Here is a 20,617-nt window from a genome sequence, read left to right on the forward strand (position 1 = left end):
TCTTCGCAGCTCACAGAGCCACGGTCCGCGCTCTGGCCCCAGCTGGTTGGCAACCGTTGACCTGAAACACGCCCGAATGCACGAGATGTGGATCCTCACGTGACTGGCCCGATCGAATCTAAGTCCCCCTTCTGTATAGCGCTCGTCGACCTGCTGCCGGCCCTGCGCTGGGGTGATTCACGGCAATTGGGCCCGTTGCTGGAAGACTCCCGCCTGCCTGGCATGTGGTGGAACGACACGTCGCTCACCGACGTCACGGCCACCATCAGCGTGGAGGAAGTGGCCCACCGCGCTGCACAGGCCCTGTGCGCCTACTGGCCGCACCTGACGCTCGGCGTGGCGCTCCCCAACCTGTGCTTCTGCCCGGAGGGCCAGGAAACCGACTTGCAGGTGACGATCGAGCAAGCGGCGTCGGACGCAGGCGCCGAGGAAGGTGTTGAGGCAATCGCGGGGCTCGTCCGACTGCTCCTTCGCCCTTTCGTCATCGGTGGGCGGAACCTGATGGAACCTATCGCCGCCGCTTCCCGTGACGAATCGGCCGCAGAGCCAGACCTGGACGTCCGCGCTCTCACAGACATGCTGGTACGCCTGCTCCCAGCCGACGCCCCGCCCGCTATCCGCGCCGCCGTTGACACCCTGCGAGCTTGGGCACAGGAACACCCAGAAGAGGAGAGCAGCGCCTCCGCCCGGGACGCAGATGAGCAGAGCGAAGCGACGCCTGGTGGGAACGCCGGTCCGGCAGCAGAGTCGGCACTGTTGGAGGAGCCGCTCGACGCGCTCGAGAGTCTCATCAACGACTGGGGCGAACGTCAGCTGTCCGTTGCGGCAGGACGTACCTTCGGCCAGAACCGGATCTCCTTGGAGACCCTCGGCGAGCAGTTCGGGGTGAGCCGGGAGAGAGCCCGGCAGATCCAGGTCGAGCTGGAGAAGAAGGTCCAGCTGTGGCTCCACTCAGGCGCCGGTCAGCCGTTCCTCGGCCACCTCCTCGCTGTCCAGGAACTTCTTGGACTTGTAGCCACCGAGACCGAACTACGCGAGCTCCATCCGGTCCACGAACTCGCCGTCCCCGCTCTCGGCCTTCCTCTCTGGCAGCTCATTGCCTCGCTGCTTCCCGACCGCACCTGGACGAGTGGCTGGCTGGTGGAGGGCGATCTCGACGAGCGCATCGAACAGACGCGGGCAGAGCTGACACGTCGCTGCGGTGAGTCGGCCCCGGTCTGGGCCGAGGTTGTGGAGCTGCTAGGGCACCTTGGCATTCGCGAGGCAGCCGCGGAAGAGTGGCTACTGGCGGTCAAGGGCTTCCGCGTCACCGAAGGGCACCTGCTGCCTTGGGGCCGTTCTGTCAACGACCGGGCCGAAGCGGTTCTCATGCTCGTCGGGTGCCCTCTGGCGATGGAGGACCTTCTGGCACGCCTGAACGACGGAACGGCGCTCGCCAGTCTGCGCAATCAGATTCAGACCGACGACCGCTTCATGCGGCGCGACCGGGATCTGTACGGTCTGCGGCGTTGGGGCGGTGTCGAGTACCTCGGCATCCGAGAGATGATCATCCGGGAACTCGAATCCGTGGGTGGCGAAGCCAAGTCCGAGGACATCGTCACCTCGCTCTGCTCGCAGTTCGACGTTTCTGACAAGTCCGTGCGTGCCTATCTCGCCGCTCCGGAATTCGAGCGTTTCAAGCGAGGCTGGATCCGCGTAGCGGCCTCCACCGAGACCGGCGCGGCCGATTACCAGCCGCGACGCGACGTCGCACAGACCCGGCGCTGTTTCCAAACCGGCCAAGGCACCTGGTGGTACCGACTCGACGTGAACGGCGAACACCTGCGCGGATCTGGGTTCACCATCCCGGCCGGCTTCGCCGCGCACCTGGGCCTCGCTCCCGGCGGTCGATTGGAACTGTCCCACGACGTCGGTTACATCCAACTCGTCTGGCGCAACCAGCCCAGCTGCGGTTCAATCCGCCCCCTGCTCGAGCGCATGGATGCGGTCGAGGGGGACCACGTCTTCGTGGCGGCAAAGGACGGTCGCCTCAAGGCACTGCGCCTGGCCGACGAACCGGAACTCAACCTCACGGACACGCAGCTAGCCCTACGACTCATGGCCCTGTCCGGCCAGGTCACGGAGAAGGACATGCCCGCCGTTCTGGGCCGACGCATTGGTCTCGCAGACGCGACGACCATGGATGACGTGCTCGCGCACCTTCGAATTCGAGGCGACAAGGACATCCTGGAACTATTGAGCGAGCAGTACGAGCCCGGGCTCATCGGTACAGCCGCGTTGGATGAAGAGTTGAGAGTCCCGGAAACGCCCGCAGGAGAGCTCTGCAGCGTGCCGACTCCCCAGCACAGTGCGCCCGATCCGCAGCCAACAGGCAACACGGAGAATGCGGCCAAGCAGCCCGCCGAGGCTGAGTTTCGGGACCCAGCGTGGGACGAAGAGGTCATCCCACTGCTCGACGAGGGCAGCGAAGCCGACCTGATTCGCCTCGCCCAGGCAGTCGCCAACCGGGGCAAGATAGCCCCAGTCTTCGGTTTCGAGCTCGGCGAAGGCGGCTGGCAAGCCGACTTCGCCTGGGATCAGGACACCGCCAAGGTCGCCGTCGTCCCCGCAGCGCAAGACGGCCGCACCGACCCAGAAGCTGAGCACCGGGACGCCGCCTACCGGGCCGCAGGCTGGACCATCCGCAGCGCCGTCGACTGGCTTGCCCAGTTCGACGAGCTGCTCGTCCTGCTCCCGGACGCGGTTGCCAGCGGCTGAAGAGGCGCCAGCACGCCATGTAATCCCATCGACGACCTGGAAGGCGCCACCTGATGACTGCCCGGCTCAGCCTGTACCAGAAAGCCGAGCAAGAGCTCTACAAGCTCGACCGCTCGGTGAAGGCCAAGTTCTACGATTTTTCCCACCGATTCCGGGAGAACCCGCACAGCAATGGCCTGCAGCTGAAGGCGCTCAAGGGCGACTCACAAATATTCTCCGCTCGGATTGACGACTCCTACCGCGCCTTGCTCACCCGCACCGGGACGGACGAGACGGGGGATGAGAGTTGGCTGGTCATCGCGGTTCGACACCGGCGAGACGTCTACGAGCAACTATCCGTCGCCATCAACCGCGTCTCCGGAGAGATCGAGTTCGTCGACCTCTCCGTCGTCGGCGAAAGCGCCCTGCGCCGCGCCGGCATCCAACTCGTCCCGGCCGAACCTGACGCGACCACCGCCGCAGAGGCCGAGGCCGCCCCCGCCTCCGGACCGGATGCACAGCCCGACGCCGAGCCGACTGCCCCGGCAAATCCGCTGCTTGTCGGGCATTCCCGGCAGCTGCTCCGCGAACTTGGCGTCGCTGAACCCCTCATCGACCTCGCGCTCACCCTCACCGACACTGCCGACCTCGACCGCCTGGTAGCGGGGGCACCGCTGCTGTCCCAGGACGTCCTGTACGGCCTGGCCGCCGGAATGAGTCCGGACGAAGTACGTGCCGAGATCACTGCTGCGGTTGCCTCAACCGACCAGATCGACCTCGGAGACTTCGGCGCCGCCCTCGCCCGCACCACCGTCACCACCATCGATGACGCCCTGCAGAAAGTCCTGGAAGACGGCGATTTCCAGGCATGGTAGGTGTTCCTCCACCCCACCCAGGCTCGACTGGTCGACCGCGACTACAACGGCCCCGCCCGCGTTTCCGGCGGCCCTGGCACCGGCAAGACCATCGTCGCCCTGCATCGGATCCACCACCTCGTACAGCAGTTGAAGCCGGGCCGGGACAAGCCCATCCTGCTGACAACTTTCACCAAGAACCTCACGGCTGAGCTGCGGGCTCGCCTCACCGATCTCATCGGGGACCCTGATCTCCTCGCCCGCGTGGAGATCGCCCACGTCGACGAACTCGCCTACAAGGTCGTCAGCGAGAACTCGCTCTCGGGCCGCGTCAAGCGCCGCGTCGATGACCGCACGGCCCTCGCCGAGCTGCGCACTGTGCTCGCCGAACTCGGCCAGCAGGGATCCTGGGAACCCGAGTTCCTCATCGAGGAGTGGGAGCAGGTCATCCTCGGCCAGTCCGTGGCCACGCGCACCGCCTATTTCCAGACGCGCCGAGCCGGTCGTGGACGCCCGCTCACTCGCCCCGAACGAGCCGCCGTCTGGAAGATCCTCGACGAGTTCACCGCCCGCCTCGACAAGAAGGACATCGAGACCTGGGGCCAAGCCGTCGAACGCGCCGCCCGCTACGAGATGGAGCGCGCCGCGCGTATCCAGGCCCGTCAGGCGTACAAGGATCAGGTCGGCGGTCGCGACCTGATCCACCGCGACGCCGAGGCATCACTGAGCGACCTGAAGTACCGCTACAAGCACATCGTCGTCGACGAGGCACAGGACCTGCGCGCGGCACACTGGAAGATGCTGCGAGCCATGGTCGCCCCCGGCGACAACGACATGTTCATGGCCGGCGACACGCACCAACGGGTCTACGACAACCATGTCTCCCTCGGCTCTCTCGGAATCAACGTCAGGGGCCGCTCCGCCCGACTGTCCCTGAGCTACCGCACCACGAAGGAGATCCTCGCTCGTGCCCTGACGGTCATGTCCGGCGAGACATATGACGACCTCGACGACGGAACCGACACACTGTCGGGCTACCGCTCCGTTCTGCACGGGCCTGCCCCCTAGCTTTCCGGCTACACCACCTGGGAAGAGGAACTCGACGGCCTCGCTTCCACTTTGCGTGCCTGGCGCGACGAGCTTGCCACCGATGAAAGCGGTGCGGCACGCGACTTCCGCGGTCTGATCGCCGTAGCGGTCCCCGACCGAGACAAGGTGAGCCAAGTGATCTATCACCTCGCCACGAAAGCGGGCCTCGGCTACGCCCAGCTGACCTCGGACGGCCCTCGCGGTGACGGCGAGATCCACGTGGGGACTACGCCCCGCTTCAAAGGGTTGGAGTACCAGCGCCTCGTCATCGTGGGCGCCAGCGACAGGCTCGTCCCGCGCATGGACTCGATCGACCGGTACCGCACCGAGGATCCGACACGCTACCGCCGGGAGTTGCGCAAGGCCCGCTCGATGCTGTTCGTTGCTGCCACTCGCGCCCGTGATGCCCTTACCATCACCTGGCACGGTGATCCGAGTCCGTTTCTGCTGGAGCCAGCCTCGGGAGCCCCGGGCATGGCTGGGCACACAGAGCACCGCCGGGCGGCGTCGAGCGGTGCGATAGCCAATCGATGATCCCTTGCGTCGGCGACGGCCAGTCGTTGACCGACCGGTCGAGGGAACAACCCAGGTCGCGTCCCGCGTCGTGGTGTATGGGATCAAGCGTTGAGCGTTCGGTTACGAGGCCGCTGATGATCTCCGCAGAGGCGGCAGCCCACAAGGCGCCCTGCTGAGACGAGTTGAACCCCTGGACCGACGGAGCCGTCGTCCTTGGCCTGCGGATTCCGGCACCTTGATCGGCTACACCACCCGGCGGGACGCCACCACAACCCAGCAGGGTGATCGGCACCGGTTACGCTGGAAAGACTTCCTCCGGAGCGATTCGCTGGGAGCAGGCGACCGCCGTCAGGAGGGGTTGTATATGGCCGACAACCCCGGCGATCCGGCTCCTTGTCACCTACAGTGCCCGTTTCGGTGGCCAGCCGGTGGCCGGACGCCTTTGGACGACGTAATAGGAGCTGGCACAGATCAACTCGCCCCAGGTGCTCTGATCAGGCAGAACGTCACTCAGCAGCACGACCCGGCACCACGCAACACGAACGCTCACGGTCTCGTAATGCGTAGGTCTCGGATTTGCACCCTGGAGACGGCTCTAGCGAATGCCCAGGTCATAGGAAGCTGCCCAGGGCCTTCTCCCGCCCGGGAGCATCGCTGAGTTCAGCAGTGGACTCTGGCCGCGGTTCAGTACCGAGACGGACTGAGCGGCCTCGGTGAGCCGGAACGTACCTCTGGCAGCGCAAGTCCCGAGGCCTCGAACGTCAGCAGACGATGATCGTCCACCTAGCGCTATCACGACAGGGCAGCTGCACCAAACCGCTGATTCTCCGGATTCTGATCCTGCTCGCCAGCAGTTATCCGTGCGGCTTCGCCGCGCGGTAGGCGGGAGGACGGAACGACCGCTGCTTCGGCAGCGCTTACTTCGGAGACACGCGATGCGTAACCAACCTAAGCCTGCCGTTGAGGCTGCGTTCCTGAATGTTCAGAACGCTGCGACGTACATGGGCATCTCGGTGAACACCCTCTACGTCTGGCGCCACCGTCGGCAAGGGCCGCCCAGCTTCCGGATGGGGCCTGGTGGGAGGGTCATGTACCGCCGGGACCTGCTCGATGCGTGGCTCAACGAGCAGCAGCATGCGGACTCGCGGTCGAACCCGGCTCTCAACCCGCTGAACAAGGCGCAGCAGCAGCGCGAGCGGCGTCGGGCTGCTTGACCTGGCAGAACGGTTTCGAGGACTTCGGCAGCACTCGGAATTTCATGCGCACGGAGATCGTCTGTGTGTCTGATCGCGACGCAGGTTGCGCCGAGAGAACCATGTCCAGGCCAAGGAGAAGATGCGCATGGCGGGTTACATAGAGGACCGATGGCTCAAGAAGCGGCCGAACAAGGAGACGGGCAAGCGCGAACGCACTGCGCTGTGGGGCAAGTGCACGCGCTACCGCGTGAAGGGGATACCGGGAGTCCGTGACCGTTCGTTCGACACGGTCGCGGACGCCAAGGCCTGGCTGGCCGAGGCGCAGACCGACACACGTCGAGGGGATTTCGTCGACGCGCGAGATGGTGCGATCAGCCTACGTGAGTACGTTGAGAAGCACTGGTGGCCCTCCCAGGTGCATCCCGCCCAGACGCTGGAAAGCATGAGGCACCGGATCTGGGGGCAGGTGCTGCCACAGCTCGGCGAGCTGGCCCTCAAGGACATCGGCGTCGCGGAACTGCGCAAGTGGTCGGCCGACGTACAGAGGGCGGTGGCATCGAGCACGGCTTATGTCGCCTGGGTGTACCTCAAGGCGATCATGCAGGCGGCGGTCGAGGACAAGCGGCTGTACCGCAACCCGTGCAAGGGCAACAGCTCGATCAAGCCACCGAAGAAGCCGGAGCGCAAGGCTCGTGCCTGGGAGCAGGACCGTGTCGACGCTGTACGGGAGGCGCTGGCCGACCGCTACCGGATCGCGCTCGACCTCGGCGTCGGATGCGGACTCCGACAGGGTGAGACGTTCGGCTTCAGCCCAGGTGATATCCGTGGCGACTTCGTCCACGTGGAACGGCAGATCCTCATGTACAAGTCGCGGCTGTACTTCGGTCCGCCCAAAGGCGGCAAGGAACGCGATGTGCCGCTGCCGAAGGTGCTCGCGAAGCGGCTCCTCACCCACCAGGAACACTTCGAACCGATCGACGTCACCCTGCCGTGGCTGGACCCCGAGGAGCCCGACCTCGCACGCGACGACCGACGCAAGGTGACCGTCCCGTTGCTCGTGTACACCGGGCGGCGCGGCGCGATCAACCGCACCACCTGGAACACCAAGGCCTGGAAGCCCGCGCTCGCCGAGGTGGGAGTCATCCCGCCGCTGCCCGAGCGGCAGCCGGGCGAGAAGCCGTCGCGTGTATGGGAGCCGAGCCGCGAGCATGGCTTCCACGTCTTGCGCCATACGTACGCCTCGGTGATGCTCGAAGCCGGTGAGTCGATCGTCTCGCTCGCGAAGTGGATGGGGCACTCCGACCCAGCGTTCACGCTCCGGACGTACACGCACTTCATGCCGCAGGCTGGCGCGCGGGGACTGTCCGCCATCGAGGCCTGGTTCACGGACCTCGGCTGAAAGTCCCTGAGAAGTCCCAGAGGGCGAAACAGCCCGCCAGAACCCCACAAACATGCAGGTCAGAGCGTGATCGCTCCCTAAGCGGAACAGAACCCGGCGTACAGCCCGACTCGTCTGCCGTGCACCGGACACCGCTCCTTTACGGGCAGACCCTGCCTGACGCGGCACTAGGATGGGGGCCGCCTCGGCCGCCCCGAGACTTGCTTGGCCGCCTGTCTCGGGGCGGCCGAGTGCCTTTTCAGATCCGCCCAGCAGGCCCGAAAGCCCACGGGAGGGCGCTCTCCCGGTTCGATACGATGACGATGGTCTGCAGCCCCACCTGTCGCCGTGCGTGACGTGTCCGTGCGACCCGAGTGATCGCGTCGGCTGCAGCCTCCCGACCCGGGCCCGCCGCGACACCGTTCGCTGGCGCCGTACGTACGAAATGGAGCATCCGAGGATGGCTCGACACCTGGTCACCAGCGCGCTTCCCTACATCAACGGGATCAAGCACCTGGGCAACATGGTCGGGTCGATGCTTCCGGCGGATGTGTACTCCCGGTACCTCCGCCGGCGCGGTCACGACGTGCTCTACATCTGCGCCACCGACGAGCACGGCACGCCGGCCGAACTGGCCGCCAAGGAGCAGGGGCTTCCGGTTGCGGAGTTCTGCGCGCAGGCCCATGACGCGCAGAAGGCGGTGTACGACGGGTTCGAGCTGGCCTTCGACTACTTCGGGCGCAGCTCGTCGCAGCAGAACGTCGAGATCACCCAGCACTTCGCGCGCAAACTCAACGAGAACGGCTTCATCGAGGAGCGCGCGATCCGCCAGGTGTACTCGCCGGTCGACGGCCGCTTCCTGCCGGACCGGTATGTCGAGGGCACCTGCCCGCACTGCGGGTACGACAAGGCCCGCGGTGACCAGTGCGAGAACTGCACCCGTGTCCTGGACCCGACCGACCTGATCGACCCGCGCTCGGCGATCAGCGGCTCCACCGAGCTGGAGGTCCGCGAGACCAAGCACCTCTTCCTGCTGCAGTCCAAGCTCCAGCACGAGGTCGAAGCGTGGATCGATCTCGTCAGCGACGAGTGGCCCCACCTGTCCACGGCCATCGCCCGCAAGTGGCTGACCGAGGGGCTGAACGACCGCGCCATCACCCGCGACCTGGACTGGGGCGTTCCGGTCCCGGCCGACACCTGGCCGGAGCTCGCGGCCGAGGGCAAGGTCTTCTACGTCTGGTTCGACGCCCCGATCGAGTACATCGGCGCGACGAAGGAATGGGCGGACGCCGCCGCCGACGGCGAGACCCGTGACTGGAAGTCGTGGTGGTACGACGCCGACGACACCGTCCGCTACACCCAGTTCATGGCCAAGGACAACGTCCCCTTCCACACGGTGATGTTCCCGGCCACCGAGCTCGGCGTGCGCGAGCCGTGGAAGAAGGTCGACGTCGTCAAGGGCTTCAACTGGCTGACGTACTACGGCGGCAAGTTCTCCACCTCCCAGAAGCGCGGCGTCTTCACGGACGCCGCCCTGGAGATCCTCCCCGGCGACTACTGGCGCTACTTCCTGATCGCCAACGCGCCCGAGTCCGACGACTCCTCCTTCACCTGGGAGCACTTCACCGCCACCGTCAACAAGGACCTGGCCGACACCCTCGGCAACTTCGTCAACCGCGTGCTGTCCTTCTCCCGGAAGCGGTTCGGCGACGAGGTCCCGGCCGGGCAGGCAGCCGGCGAGGCGGAGGCCGGGCTGGGCGAGGAGATCGCCCGGCTGCTCGCCGAGTACGAGGAGCAGATGGAGGCCCTGCAGTTCCGCAAGGCGGCGGCCGCGCTGCGCGCCCTGTGGTCCGCGGGCAACTCCTACCTGGAGGAGAAGGCCCCCTGGTTGGAGATCAAGACCGACCCGGACGGCGCCGCGCTGACCCTGCGTACGGCGATGAACCTGATCCACCTGTACGCGGTCGTCTCCGAGCCGTTCATTCCGGCCACGGCCACCGCCATGCGCGGCGCCTTCGCGCTGGAGAACGACATCGCGACCTGGGTGACACCCGAGCAGGCCAAGGCGCTGGACACCGTTCCGGCGGGTACGGCGTTCACCGTCCCCCCGGTGCTCTTCGCGAAGATCACGGAGGAGGACCTGGCGTCCTACCGCGACCGCTTCGGTGGTGCCGACACCGCCTGACCGCGCTTCTCGCACCCGCACCGGGCGGCCTCGGCTGCGGCGAGGTCCCTGTGCCGGCCTCAGAGACCGCCGCTGGGCAACCGCCCGAACACCGTCACCACCGACCACGATCGCCGACGAACCCGCCGGATGGATCACGAGACCGTACTACCCGAGGGAGAGACCGCCGGGTCCACGCTCTCCGAGGAACGACTCTGAGGCTCCGCCGCCTCGGCCGCACCGGAGGCCGGGCCGTAGATCCGAGCCGCCCACGCGCCGGCCACCGCGAACAGCAGCATGGCGCCCGCGAGGCTCCAGAAGCCCGCGTACAGGGAGGCGGAGGCGGACCTGCCGATCAGCGGCATCAGGGCAGCGGTGCCCAGGCCGATCGCGAGCAGCCGCAACGAGGCCATCTTGGCCTTGTCCCCTTCATCGGCCCGCTGCTGGAGGGTGGTGAGCAGCCAGGTGAGGCTGTTGAGGTTGGCGAAGCCCGCCAGGAAGAAGGCGAGGAAGTGCAGCGCGCCCGGCCCGCCGAGCGCCAGTACGGCCGCCGCGCCGGCCTGGCAGAGCAGCCAGAGCGGCAGCAGCCGCTGGGAGATCAGCCGGTCCGTGAAGGCCGAGGCGCTGATCATACCCACCGCGAAGGTCGCTTCCAGGGCGGCGACGTACCAGCCCCGGCCGCCGTGGACGTCGTCGACGAGTGGGATGACCAGGGTGCTCAGGCCGTGCGCGAAGACGAAGTCCCCGGCGCACAGGGCTATCAGCAGGAAGACCACCCGGTCCCCTCGGTAGCGGCGCAGGGTCAGTCGCCACTCGCCGACCGTGCCCATCACCGCCCTGCCCAAGTTCCGGGCCGACAGTGGTGAGGCGCTTTCGGGGGCGGCGAGGCGCATCCGGCTGACCGCCAGCGCGCAGCACAGGGCCATGGCGACGTCCACCAGCAGCGCCTGCCGGGCGGTGCCCCAGGTCAGGATCAGACCGAGGAGGGCCATGCCGCTCAGCACGCCCGCCTGGAACGCCACCCCGACCAGGCTGTTGAACCGGGTGATGTGGGCCTTGTCCACATGGTGTGCGGTGAGCTTGAAGAGGGCCGCCCGCTCGACGTTGTCGAAACAGGCCAGCAGTACGGCCACCGCCACCATCCAGGCGACGGCCCCGCCACCGGGCAGGGCCGCCAGGAGGACGATCGCCAGGACGGCCGCCGCGCGGCCGACGCCGCACGCCACGTACACCCGCTGGGAACTGGCCATGTCCACGAGCGGCCCGCACACCGGTAGGACGCAGAAGGCGGCCACGCCCTGGAGCGTGAGAATCAGTGCGAAGGCCGCGGGGCTTCCCGTGCGGCTGTAGAGCAGCTGGCCCAGCGCGAGGGTGTGGATGCCCACGCCGACGCTGGAGAGGGAGATGGCACCCAGCATGGTGCGGGCCACCGGGTCGCGGAACATCAGCCCGCCACCCCCAGCCTGCGGTCGATGACCGTCTTGACCTTGCCGCTGACCGCGTTGCGGGGCAGCTCGCCCTCCGTGGCGCATTCCACCCTGAGCTCGTACAGGTCGAGTGCGGCGTCGAAGTCCTGGTAGTCGCCGAGCACGGGGAACTTGGCGATCAGCAGCTCGCGCACCCTGGCGGCGTCCGGTGAGCGGGGTGATTCCGTGCGGATGGTCAGGATCTCCTTGCTGCCCTCCGTGGCGACCTCGACCTGGAGTTGGGAGACCCCCAGTTCGGCCAGCACCTCGAAGAGGTCGCCGTACAGGACGGTTTCCCCCTTGAAGCGGATCAGTCCGTCCGAGCGGCCCAGGTACTCGAGTACCTTGCCGGTGACTCCGCAGGCGCAGGCATGCTCGAAGATCCGGCCCATGTCGCCGATGCGGTAGCGCACCAGCGGACCCTCGAACTTCTGGAGGCAGGTGACGAGCAGCTCGCCGACCTCTCCGGCCGCTACCGGCGCGCCCTGCTCGTCCACGACCTCGATGAGGTTGTAGTCGTCGTTGACGTGGTGGAGTGTCCCGCCGAGTGCCGCGCACTGGTGGCCGAGCTGGGCGCCGTCGTTCGCGGCCAGGATGCTGGAGACCACCTGCGCGCCCAGCTCGCCGCGCAGCCAGTCCTTGTCGGTCTCCGTCATGGGGGTGCCTCCGTATATCACCTTCTCCAGACGGAGGCCGGGGCGGCGCTGCTTCGCTTCGCGCAGCAGCGGCAGGATCAGGGCCGGCATGCCGAGGACGACATTCGCCCGGAAGCTGTCCACGAGCATGATCAGGTCGTCGACGGTGACGAACTGGCCGGTCGAGTAGCACTCCACGGGCATCCGGGAGAGCTCGCTGAACGTGGTCGTCAGGCCGCCGTACATACCGCCGCCGAAGAGGGTGTTGACGATCCGGTCGCCGGGCTCCACACCGAGTTCGTAGAACACCGGTACGGCCTCGCGGACCATGTTGTCCCAGTCGGCGCGCGCGTAAACGATGTAGCGGGGGCTGCCGCTGGTCGCTCCGGAGCGCAGCACCTCTCCCGTGGGCGTGTCGCCGCTGCACAGGTCCCGGCTCGCGGGCAGCGAGTGGGCCTCCAGGGTGGGCTTGTCGAGTACCGGCAGCCGGGGTAGGCCGGTCGTGCCCGCGGCCTCGGGCAGTTCGGCGTAGTGGGGTGTGCGGCGGGCCCGGGCGAGGAGATAGCGGAGCTTCGCCGCCAGCCTGTCCTCGTACTCGGCGGCGTCCTCGCTGCGGGCCCGGGCGAGCGAGATACCCGAGCGATGGTCCCGCTCCAGCAGTCCGTACACCCAGGGGGCTTGGCAGTCCAGGGAGAGGAGCCCGTCCAGGGGGAGCCCCGGGGCCCGTACCGGGGTCCCCGACACCTGCGCGTCCGGTGGGACCACCTCGCCCTCGGGGAGCGGCACCCCGGCCTGGCGCAGGGCCGCCATGACGGCGGACCACAGCGTCGGTCGCGCCGAGCGTACGATCACCCGGTTGCCCAGGGCCCAGGCCAGCAGCAGGGCGCGCAGGGTCGCCTCGGCCGAAGCGTCGTCGAGGACCACGCTTCCCACTGGCCGGGTCTCCAGGACCTCGTTGCTGTCGGTCAGCGGCTGCCACGGGTACTGACTGACCCCCGCGAGCAGACGGTCCAGACCCTCGAAGAGCTGGTGGCTGTCGAAGCGCCGCAGCGGCTCGGTCACGCCCGCGGCCGTCAGTGCCGCGTGCAGGGCGGGGAGTTCACCGCGCGACAGGACGCGCTCCACGTGTTCGACGGCCAGCAGCAGATCGGTGGGGTAGTGCCTCATCGGGGTGTCCTTGAGTCGGGGCGGTCGGGGCGGAGGGGCGGAGGGGCGGAGGCTCACCGGTACTCGGCGATCACGGTGGCGAGCCGGCGCACGCCGAGGTCGATCTCTTCTCTCAGCTCGGCGGGGAAGGGCATCACGGCCTCCCGGGGCTGAGGGGGTCAGGGTGCTTCCCGTTGCTGGTGGTGTTTGCGAGCAGGGCCGCCGTGTAGGCGCGGAGCACGTCCTGCTGACGGGGGTGCAGCAGCCGGACGCGCCGGTCCGGGCTTCCGGGGCCGTCCGGGCTCCGGAGGGTTACGGTCGCGGCGTGGCGTAGCACCACGTAGGGGACACCGGCGGCCGTGCGGAAGTCCGCAGGGTGATCGACCGCCAGGTCGGCCCACTCCCGGTGCCCGTCGCCGAGGGCGGCGCGGGACAGTTCGAGGAGATCGGACCGGCACAGGCCCCCGCGCACGGCACCGAGTTCGATACCCGTGGCTGTCGTGGTCAGATCCACGCAGGCAGGTCCGTCACCGACGCCGTGCTCCTCCAGCGCCGCCACCGCGGTCTCCACGGCCCATCGCTGCTCGGCCCCACGTCTGGGCAGCAGCAGGGCTCCGGAGAACTCGCAGGGCCGCTGACCGACGGGGCTGCCGACCCTCCAGATGGCGCAGATCCGTCGAGTGAGTCCGAGGGAGACGACGTTGATGTGCAGTCCTGCGGAGAAGGGGGGCATGGCCTGCCTCATTTCGTGAGTGGCCGCTCCACGCGGCGCCACGCTCAGCTCTGCGGCCGGAGCCGCACGACCGACTTTCCTGTGTTCTCGCCGCGCAGCATGCCGAGGAACGCGTCCACCATCCGGTCGAACCCGTCCGTGATGCTGAGGCTGTCGGGGACCCTTCCTGCACTCAGGTGCGGCACCAGGAAGTCCTCCAACTCTGCTTGTGCGTCGGAGTGATGGGCGACGAGGAAACCCTCCAGCCGGATGCTCTTCCCGACCAAGTCGAACAGGTTGCGCGGCGCCGCCGGGGCGGACCGCGCGTTGTACTGCGCGATGGCTCCGCACCAGGCGATACGCCCGAACTCGCGCATGGCACCGATCGCCGCTTCCAGGTGCTCGCCCCCGACGTTGTCGAGGTAGACGTCGATCCCGTCCGGTGCCGCCTGTGCCAACTGGGCTGCGACGGAGGGGCCCGCGCGGTAGTCGAAGGCGGCGTCGAAGCCGAATTCCTCGGTGAGCTTGCGTACCTTGGCCGCCGAACCGGCGCTTCCCACCACGCGACCGGCGCCGAGCAACCGGGCCAATCGGCCGGCCGCGGTGCCCACACCGCCGGCGGCGGCCGAGATGAACACCGTCTCGCCCGCGCGGAGCCGGGCGATCCGGGTCAGCGCCACATAGGCGGTCAGACCGGTGCCCCCGAGCAGGCCGAGGAAGGATTCCGGTGCGATGCCCTCGTACTGCGGCAGCACCCTGACCTCGTCGGCGGTCACGATCGCGTGGGTGCGCCAGCCATGGCGGTGGAACACCAGGGAGCCGACCGGGAGTCCGGCGGCGCGGGACTCGACGACCCGTCCGATGGAGCGCCCCTCCAGCCAGGTGCCCAGGCCCCAGTCCCCGTCCATGCATTCACGCATGTACGGGTCCACCGACAGCCAGAGGTTCTCCACCAGGGCGGTGCCGCTCTTCGGGGACGGCAGGACCAGCTCGACCTCGGCGAAGTCCTCGGGCACCGGCATCCCGTCGGGGAACCGCCTCTGCTGCCAGGCCCGTGCGGTGCGTACGGAGTCGCTCATGCCGCCTGATCCTCTCGCTGACGTGTGGTGGCGGAGACGGTCCGGGCGCACTCCTCGAGGAACGAGCGCAGCTGACCCGGGTCCGTGTGGGACGCTTCGATGAAGACGGGCACCTCCCACTCCTGGTAGGTGATGTGCCTGGGGCACTGCCGGCCGGGAGCCAGGATGTGGATCCGGTCCACACAGGGATGTGTGCGCACCCACTCCGGGACGTGGATCTCCGGTACTCCGTCGGCGGCCAGGTGGTGGCCGGGGAAGGCGAGCCAGCCGTGGTGGCGGCCGGTGGGCCGGTCGGCGGGCGGGCGTTCCAGGTCGAGCCGGATCGCGATCTCGTGGGAGGGCAGGTGCACCCCGGTGTGCTGCTCATGGGTGGAGATGACGGCGGCCCCGCCCACTCGGTTGGCGACCTCCAGGAAGACCAGTTCGCCGTCGGCGGTCTCGAAGAACTCCAGGTGGATGCAGCCCTCCTCGATGCCGAGTACCGCCACCACCTGTTCGGCGAAGGCCCGGTGGGCCGGTGTGCACGACTCCTGGTGGGAACCGAGCGGCACCCCGGAGGCGTACTGGACCGGCTTGTTGACGTAGCGGCTGACAGCCAGGTTCACGAGCCGACCGCCGTCCACCAGCCCGTCGGCGTGCAGGATGTCCCCGTCGATGTGCTCCTCGAGCTGGAACTCCTCGGGGTTCGGGAGCTTGCGGAAAGCGCTGAGCGCCGCGCGCGCCGTTTCGTGGACGGAGACGTCCTCGCTGGAGGCGCCCTGCCGCGGTTTGAGGACAGTGCGGCCCTCCCACGGCAGAGGCCGGCAGGGAGTGGGATCGGCCACGAACCGTGGGTGGCGCAGCCCCGATCCGGCCAGCGCCTCCTTCATCCGCACCTTGTCGCGGACGCGCTCCAAGGCGTCGAGGGCAGCACCCTCGATGCCCAGGTGCCGACGCACGTGCCAGGCCTCGGTGATCCCGAACTCCGAAAGGGCGAGCACCTTCTCGAAGCCGTCGGCCCGCGAGGTGCGGGCGCAGACCCCGGCGACCAGGTCCTCGTCGGCCTCCAGGGTGATGCGCCGGCAGGGGAGGTCCTCAGGGAGGTCGGCCATCCGGTGCGGATGGCCGATGTACGTGACCTCGTGCCGCTCGTGGTCGATACCACGGTGATACGCGATCTTCCGATAGGGCACCTGGTGAATGACCAGAATCTTCATCCCTGATACTCCAAGGTCGTGATGCCCCAGCTGAATCCCATGGCGCTGGTGGCGAGCATGATCAGATCGCCGGGTCGCAGCCGGCCCGCCCGCTCCAGGTCCCCGAGGGCGATCAGGGTGTCCGTTCCGCCCATGTGGGCCAGTCGGTGGTAGTTGAAGACACTGCGCTCGACCGGGATGCCGAGGGTGTCGAGGAGCCGCTCGTGCATCTCGCGGTCGCCGTGGTTGATCAGGAAGTGGGCGATGTCCGTCTGCCGGAGGCGCAGGGCCGCCAGCGTCTCGTCCACCAGCGAAGTGAACTGGCGCACGTAAGCTTCGCCGAGCCCCTTGCGGTGTCCGCCCCGCCTGAGGACCACTCGGTCTCCGGTCAGCTCGCCGGCGTAGTAGTCGGCCCAACTGCCATCGGTGCGCATCGCGGAGTGGAGGACGGAGAAACGGCCCGCACCGCCCTCCAGCAGAACCGCCGCAGCCGCATCACCGAAGTTGAAGAGAGCCTTGGAATCCGGGTCACCGTAGTCCACCATCCGACTCAGCCGGTCTCCGACGAGGACCAGCGCGTACTCGCCCTCGGCCAGTGCGCCCGCCTCGCTGAGCAGGCGGATCGCGGTCATTCCGGCGTTGCAGAAGTTCGTCACCTCGAAGCAGTGGGCACCCTCGACGCCGAGGGTGTGTGCCACCTTCGCGGCGGGCGACCAGAAGGGGCGGTCCCACTCCCCGGAGCCGGCGTAGACGACCTGCCGGATCGCTGAGGCGGGCACGCCGGTCCGGCTCATGACCGTCCGGGGCCGCGGTGAGCGCCAGTTCCCACGACTGCTCATCGTCCCCGAGCACGGGGAAGCTCTCACAGTGCGTGATCCGTACGATGTCCGCGAGGGCCACACCCGAAGCCTCGTGCATGGCGTGGGCGTCGGCCCTCGCGGACGGGAAGCACACGTCGAAGTCGACTATGCCGCCCACTGCTCGCCCTCTTCGATGCTCACCCGGTGCACGGTCCGGGTCGCACCGGGCTCGACCGCCGTCGCCGAGTGGTAGGTCGTCGCGGTCTTCCACACCACCAGGTCGTTGGTGGACCAGCGGTGGGTGTAGACCCGCTCGGGGTCCTGGACGAGTCGGTTGACGAGCTCGAAGAACTCCGCGTTCTCGTTGGCGTCGAAGCCCACGACCGAGTCCATGTACTCCGGGGCGCCGTACAGGTACGAGCGGCCGGTGTACGGGTCCTGCCGTACCAGAGGGTGCTCGATGGGCGGGTACTCCTGCCCGACCAGTTCCTTGAACTCGGCGATGGACAGGCCGACGTGCTCGGCGGAGATGCGCTGGCGCTTGGTCACGGTGTGCAGGGCCGTGCGGCCGGCGATCTTGTCCTTCCACTCCTGCGGAAGCCGGTCGTAGACGTCGACGGCACTGGCGTACAGGGTGTGGCCGCTGGTGCTCGGCACGTCCACGCCGTGGAGCATGGTGTAGGGCGCCGGGTCCTTCATGTATGAGGAGTCCTGGTGCCAGAAGTTGCCGACGCGGGCGATGCCGACCGGGCGGTTCGCCTTCATGGCGTTGGAGGAGATCATGATCTCCGGGTGCTCGGGGTGGCGGTATTTGGCCATGAGGAACGGCACGGGCTTGCCCACCCGGGTGGCCAGCTCGATCTGCTGTTCCGGAGTGATCCCCAGCCTGCGGACCACCAGGAGCTCACGCTGGTGCACGAGGCCCATCAGCTGGTCGAAGACCTCGGGGCTCTGCAGGTCCTCGTAGGTCGCTCCGGTCACCTCGGAGCCGATGAAGGGGGTGATTTCCTTGATTTCCATGGGTCAATCTCCTCGGAACTTGAATTCTGAGAACGTGTGAAATGCCGCTTCCAGGGGCTGATACGCGTACGTTCACTCGTCGTCGAGGCAGGTGCGCAGAGCGCGCACGAATCCCTCGATCTGGGACTGGGTGCGGAACGGCGCGACCGTGACGCGGAACCGCTCGCCGCCCTTCGCGACTGACGGGAAGTTGATGGGCTGGACGTAGATGCCGAACTCGTCGAGCAGTCGGCGGGAGACGCGCTTCACGCGCTCACCACCGGGAACGAGGACCGGGACGAGGTGGCTCTCGGCGTCGATGAAGTCGATGCCGGCGTCGTGCAGTGCGGCGCGCATGCGCGCCGCGTTCTCCCTCAGATTCCGCCGGAGGGAGTCGCCTGCGGGCGACTGGATGACGTCGAGGCTGCGCTGGGTGGCATCCAGACTCGAACGCGGAATGGTGGTGGTGAAGATGAATCCCGGCGCGTTCGATCGCACGTAGTCGAGGGGGACGTCCGGTCCGGCCACATAGCCACCGGTGGTGCCGACGGCCTTGCCGAACACGCCCTGGACGAAGGTCGGGCGATACTCGTCGATCTCCTCGCACACACCGGCGCCCGTGGGCCCGTTGACGCCGATGGCGTGGGTCTCGTCCAGATACGTCATCGCGTTGTAGCGCTCGGCCAGATCGCAGATCTCGCGGATCGGCGCGATATCCCCGTCCATCGAATAGACGGACTCGAAGACGATGAGCTTGGGGCGGTCGATCTCGTACTGGGCGAGCATTTCCTCGAGCGCCGCCACGTCATTGTGCGGGAATACATGCTTGCGGTTCCGCGAAGCTCGAATCCCCTCGATCAGAGAACGGTGGTTCAGCGAGTCGGAGAAGACCACCGTGTCGGGGACGGCGGACAGAAGCGTACTCAGCGTCTCGAAGTTCGCCACGTACCCGCTCGTGAAGACGAGCGCCCGGGGGCGCCGGTGCCAGGCTGCGAGCCGCTGCTCCAACTCCACGTGGGCCTCACTGGTGCCGGCGATGTTGCGCGAGCCTCCGTTGCCCGTGCCGTGCCGCCGCGTCGAGGCGATCTGCGCCTCCATGACCTGCGGGTTCTGACTCATGCCCAGGTAGTCGTTGGTGCACCACACCTGGATGCGCCGTCCCTGGTGGATGGCGTGCCCGGGCTCCTCGGCCAGGTAGGAGCAGGGGGTGAAGTCCCGGTAGAGGCCGGCGGACTTCAGGTCCGCCAGTGCCGTGTCCAGCCCGTCGAACGCTGACCGGAGTTGTGATTCGAGTGGAAGTGCCGACATTGCGTCTCCTGCGCGAATGGATGTGGTGTGGGAGCTGGTGACGGGGTGCGGCGTCATCCCCACTCGGAGTCGGACGTCAGAGCGGTGATCGCGGTGGCTTCCGTCGCAAGCCCAGCCTGGGGCCCGTGCTGAACGGAAAGTGCGATAGCCGTGAGAACGACCGCCGCGAGACCACCGAGAACGTTGCAAAGAACACGCCTCTTGAGCATGTGAATCCCCCTGTTTTCCTGGCGGGCCATGTTGTTCGGGCCCGTGACAAGAATCATGGCGCCCGCTTCCCCCTCGGCCTAGGAAAGTCCTGGATCATGAACCTGCAACGCCAGAACCAGAAGGATCGACAAATGTGCAGAAATGGGACTGAACGGGACGCGGCTTCGGCTCCCGAGGTCTGTGAAGAGGGGCTGAGCTTCTACTCGGAGGTCCTGAAGGGCGCCACGCCGGCAGGGGAGTGTCCTGCATGTCTGATTTCTCTGGGTCTCCTCCAGCAGCTGAGGAACGGCGAACTCGTCCCCATCCCGCCAGGGTTGGCGGCGACAGCGCTCATGCGCCCGATGGAGGAGGTCATCGAGCGGAACCAGCGCGCCCTCGCCGTGGCCCGCACCTCCATGCACCGGGCGCAGGAGGTCTACCGCGGCAGCACGAGCGGCGACGGCGGGCTGGTCCGTATCATCCGCGGCGCGGACGCCATCAGTGCCGCGCTCGCCTCGGCGGTGCGGTCCTGCCAGGACGAGTTGCTCACTGCCCAGCCGGGCGGGGGGCGGCCCCGGGAACTCCTGGCGAAGGCGCTCGGCGGCGACCTGGCCGCTCTGCGCCGCGGCAATCGGCAGCGCACCATCTACCAGCACACCGTGCGCACGCACGGCCCGACGCTGTCCTACGTGGAGCAGATCTCCGCCGCCGGTGCCGAAGTGCGCACGCTGGACGAGGTGTTCGACCGGCTCATCGTGTGCGACGGCAGGATCGCCTTCGTACCGGACCCGGCGGAGGAGCGGAGCCAGGCGGCCCTGGCCATCGAGCACCCCGGCCTGATCCGCTACCTCGTCGGCATATTCGAGCACGCGTGGGAGCGCGCGGTCCCCCTCCCCCACTCGCCGAGCGACCACCGTCCGGCCCTGCTCGTGGACGAGACCCGCCGCGTCGTCCTGCAGTTGATGGTGAACGGCTACACCGACGAGACCATCGCCGGTCGGCTCGGCATGAGCAGCAGAACCGTCGCCTCCCATGTGCGCAAGGCCTCGGAGATGTTCGGCAGCCGCAGTCGCGCCCAGCTCGCCTACCTCATCGCCAAGGCCGGCATCCTCGACGAGGAACTGCCGGAGACCTGACGGGAGAGGGGTGGGCGGTCTGCCGGCCGCCGGTCCGGT

General features: G+C 67.9%; 13 protein-coding genes and 1 pseudogene. 6 read left to right on the plus strand and 8 right to left on the minus strand.

Going from position 1 to position 20,617, the window contains the following annotated elements; translation table 11 throughout:
* Window positions 1-99: 99 nt before the first annotated feature.
* The 5 genes and pseudogenes from O7595_RS24385 (at window position 100) to metG (ending at window position 9,954) form a co-directional block, all read left to right on the plus strand.
* Complete coding sequence (locus O7595_RS24385; RefSeq protein ID WP_269730752.1) at window positions 100-2,757, plus strand: hypothetical protein; 2,658 nt, start codon at window positions 100-102, stop codon at window positions 2,755-2,757.
* Between the two features lie 53 nt (window positions 2,758-2,810).
* Window positions 2,811-5,213: pseudogene (locus O7595_RS33955) on the plus strand (UvrD-helicase domain-containing protein).
* Between the two features lie 917 nt (window positions 5,214-6,130).
* Window positions 6,131-6,409: a helix-turn-helix domain-containing protein gene (locus O7595_RS24395; protein ID WP_269730753.1), complete on the plus strand. Its 279-nt coding sequence runs from the start codon at window positions 6,131-6,133 to the stop codon at window positions 6,407-6,409.
* Between the two features lie 127 nt (window positions 6,410-6,536).
* Window positions 6,537-7,790 carry a tyrosine-type recombinase/integrase gene (locus O7595_RS24400; protein ID WP_269730754.1) on the plus strand — a complete coding sequence of 418 codons (1,254 nt, stop codon included), beginning with the start codon at window positions 6,537-6,539 and terminating at the stop codon, window positions 7,788-7,790.
* Between the two features lie 439 nt (window positions 7,791-8,229).
* Window positions 8,230-9,954, plus strand: a complete 1,725-nt coding sequence (gene metG / locus O7595_RS24405; RefSeq protein WP_269730755.1) for a methionine--tRNA ligase — start codon at window positions 8,230-8,232, stop codon at window positions 9,952-9,954.
* 134 nt (window positions 9,955-10,088) lie between these two features.
* Here metG and O7595_RS24410 read toward each other — a convergent pair whose 3' ends face one another.
* The 8 genes from O7595_RS24410 to hemA form a co-directional block, all read right to left on the minus strand.
* Complete coding sequence (locus tag O7595_RS24410; RefSeq protein ID WP_269730756.1) at window positions 10,089-11,378, minus strand: MFS transporter; 1,290 nt, start codon at window positions 11,376-11,378, stop codon at window positions 10,089-10,091.
* Window positions 11,378-13,201 carry a phenylacetate--CoA ligase family protein gene (locus tag O7595_RS24415; protein WP_269730757.1) on the minus strand — a complete coding sequence of 608 codons (1,824 nt, stop codon included), beginning with the start codon at window positions 13,199-13,201 and terminating at the stop codon, window positions 11,378-11,380. The genes O7595_RS24410 and O7595_RS24415 overlap by 1 nt, the downstream gene beginning before the upstream one ends.
* 133 nt (window positions 13,202-13,334) lie before the next feature.
* A complete protein-coding gene (locus tag O7595_RS24420) occupies window positions 13,335-13,913 on the minus strand; it encodes a hypothetical protein (protein WP_269730758.1) in 579 nt (192 codons plus the stop codon).
* Between the two features lie 44 nt (window positions 13,914-13,957).
* Complete coding sequence (locus tag O7595_RS24425; RefSeq protein ID WP_269730759.1) at window positions 13,958-14,971, minus strand: MDR family NADP-dependent oxidoreductase; 1,014 nt, start codon at window positions 14,969-14,971, stop codon at window positions 13,958-13,960.
* Window positions 14,968-16,167, minus strand: a complete 1,200-nt coding sequence (locus O7595_RS24430; protein ID WP_269730760.1) for an ATP-grasp domain-containing protein — start codon at window positions 16,165-16,167, stop codon at window positions 14,968-14,970. Before O7595_RS24430 ends, O7595_RS24425 begins: the two co-directional genes overlap by 4 nt.
* Complete coding sequence (locus tag O7595_RS24435) at window positions 16,164-16,925, minus strand: 3-oxoacyl-ACP synthase III family protein (RefSeq protein ID WP_269730761.1); 762 nt, start codon at window positions 16,923-16,925, stop codon at window positions 16,164-16,166. The genes O7595_RS24430 and O7595_RS24435 overlap by 4 nt, the downstream gene beginning before the upstream one ends.
* Before the next feature lie 186 nt (window positions 16,926-17,111).
* On the minus strand, window positions 17,112-17,966 hold the full coding sequence (locus tag O7595_RS24440; protein ID WP_269730762.1) for a TauD/TfdA dioxygenase family protein: 855 nt from the start codon (window positions 17,964-17,966) through the stop codon (window positions 17,112-17,114).
* A gap of 72 nt (window positions 17,967-18,038) precedes the next feature.
* Window positions 18,039-19,253: a 5-aminolevulinate synthase gene (gene hemA, locus O7595_RS24445; RefSeq protein WP_269730763.1), complete on the minus strand. Its 1,215-nt coding sequence runs from the start codon at window positions 19,251-19,253 to the stop codon at window positions 18,039-18,041.
* 551 nt (window positions 19,254-19,804) lie between these two features.
* Between hemA and O7595_RS24450 the strand changes: the two genes are divergently transcribed.
* Window positions 19,805-20,578 carry a LuxR C-terminal-related transcriptional regulator gene (locus tag O7595_RS24450; RefSeq protein ID WP_269730764.1) on the plus strand — a complete coding sequence of 258 codons (774 nt, stop codon included), beginning with the start codon at window positions 19,805-19,807 and terminating at the stop codon, window positions 20,576-20,578.
* The last annotated feature ends 39 nt before the right edge of the window (window positions 20,579-20,617 follow it).

The organism is Streptomyces sp. WMMC940 (genome assembly GCF_027460265.1).
GTDB lineage: Bacteria > Actinomycetota > Actinomycetes > Streptomycetales > Streptomycetaceae > Streptomyces.

Coding starts and splice junctions, on each gene's coding strand:
- O7595_RS24420 (WP_269730758.1), bottom strand. CDS start 13,913: ATGCCCCCCTTCTCCGCAGGACTGCACATCAACGTCGTCTCCCTCGGA.
- hemA (WP_269730763.1), bottom strand. CDS start 19,253: ATGTCGGCACTTCCACTCGAATCACAACTCCGGTCAGCGTTCGACGGG.
- O7595_RS24410 (WP_269730756.1), bottom strand. CDS start 11,378: ATGTTCCGCGACCCGGTGGCCCGCACCATGCTGGGTGCCATCTCCCTC.
- O7595_RS24400 (WP_269730754.1), top strand. CDS start 6,537: ATGGCGGGTTACATAGAGGACCGATGGCTCAAGAAGCGGCCGAACAAG.
- O7595_RS24395 (WP_269730753.1), top strand. CDS start 6,131: ATGCGTAACCAACCTAAGCCTGCCGTTGAGGCTGCGTTCCTGAATGTT.
- O7595_RS24440 (WP_269730762.1), bottom strand. CDS start 17,966: ATGGAAATCAAGGAAATCACCCCCTTCATCGGCTCCGAGGTGACCGGA.
- O7595_RS24415 (WP_269730757.1), bottom strand. CDS start 13,201: ATGAGGCACTACCCCACCGATCTGCTGCTGGCCGTCGAACACGTGGAG.
- metG (WP_269730755.1), top strand. CDS start 8,230: ATGGCTCGACACCTGGTCACCAGCGCGCTTCCCTACATCAACGGGATC.
- O7595_RS24430 (WP_269730760.1), bottom strand. CDS start 16,167: ATGAAGATTCTGGTCATTCACCAGGTGCCCTATCGGAAGATCGCGTAT.
- O7595_RS24450 (WP_269730764.1), top strand. CDS start 19,805: ATGGAGGAGGTCATCGAGCGGAACCAGCGCGCCCTCGCCGTGGCCCGC.
- O7595_RS24425 (WP_269730759.1), bottom strand. CDS start 14,971: ATGAGCGACTCCGTACGCACCGCACGGGCCTGGCAGCAGAGGCGGTTC.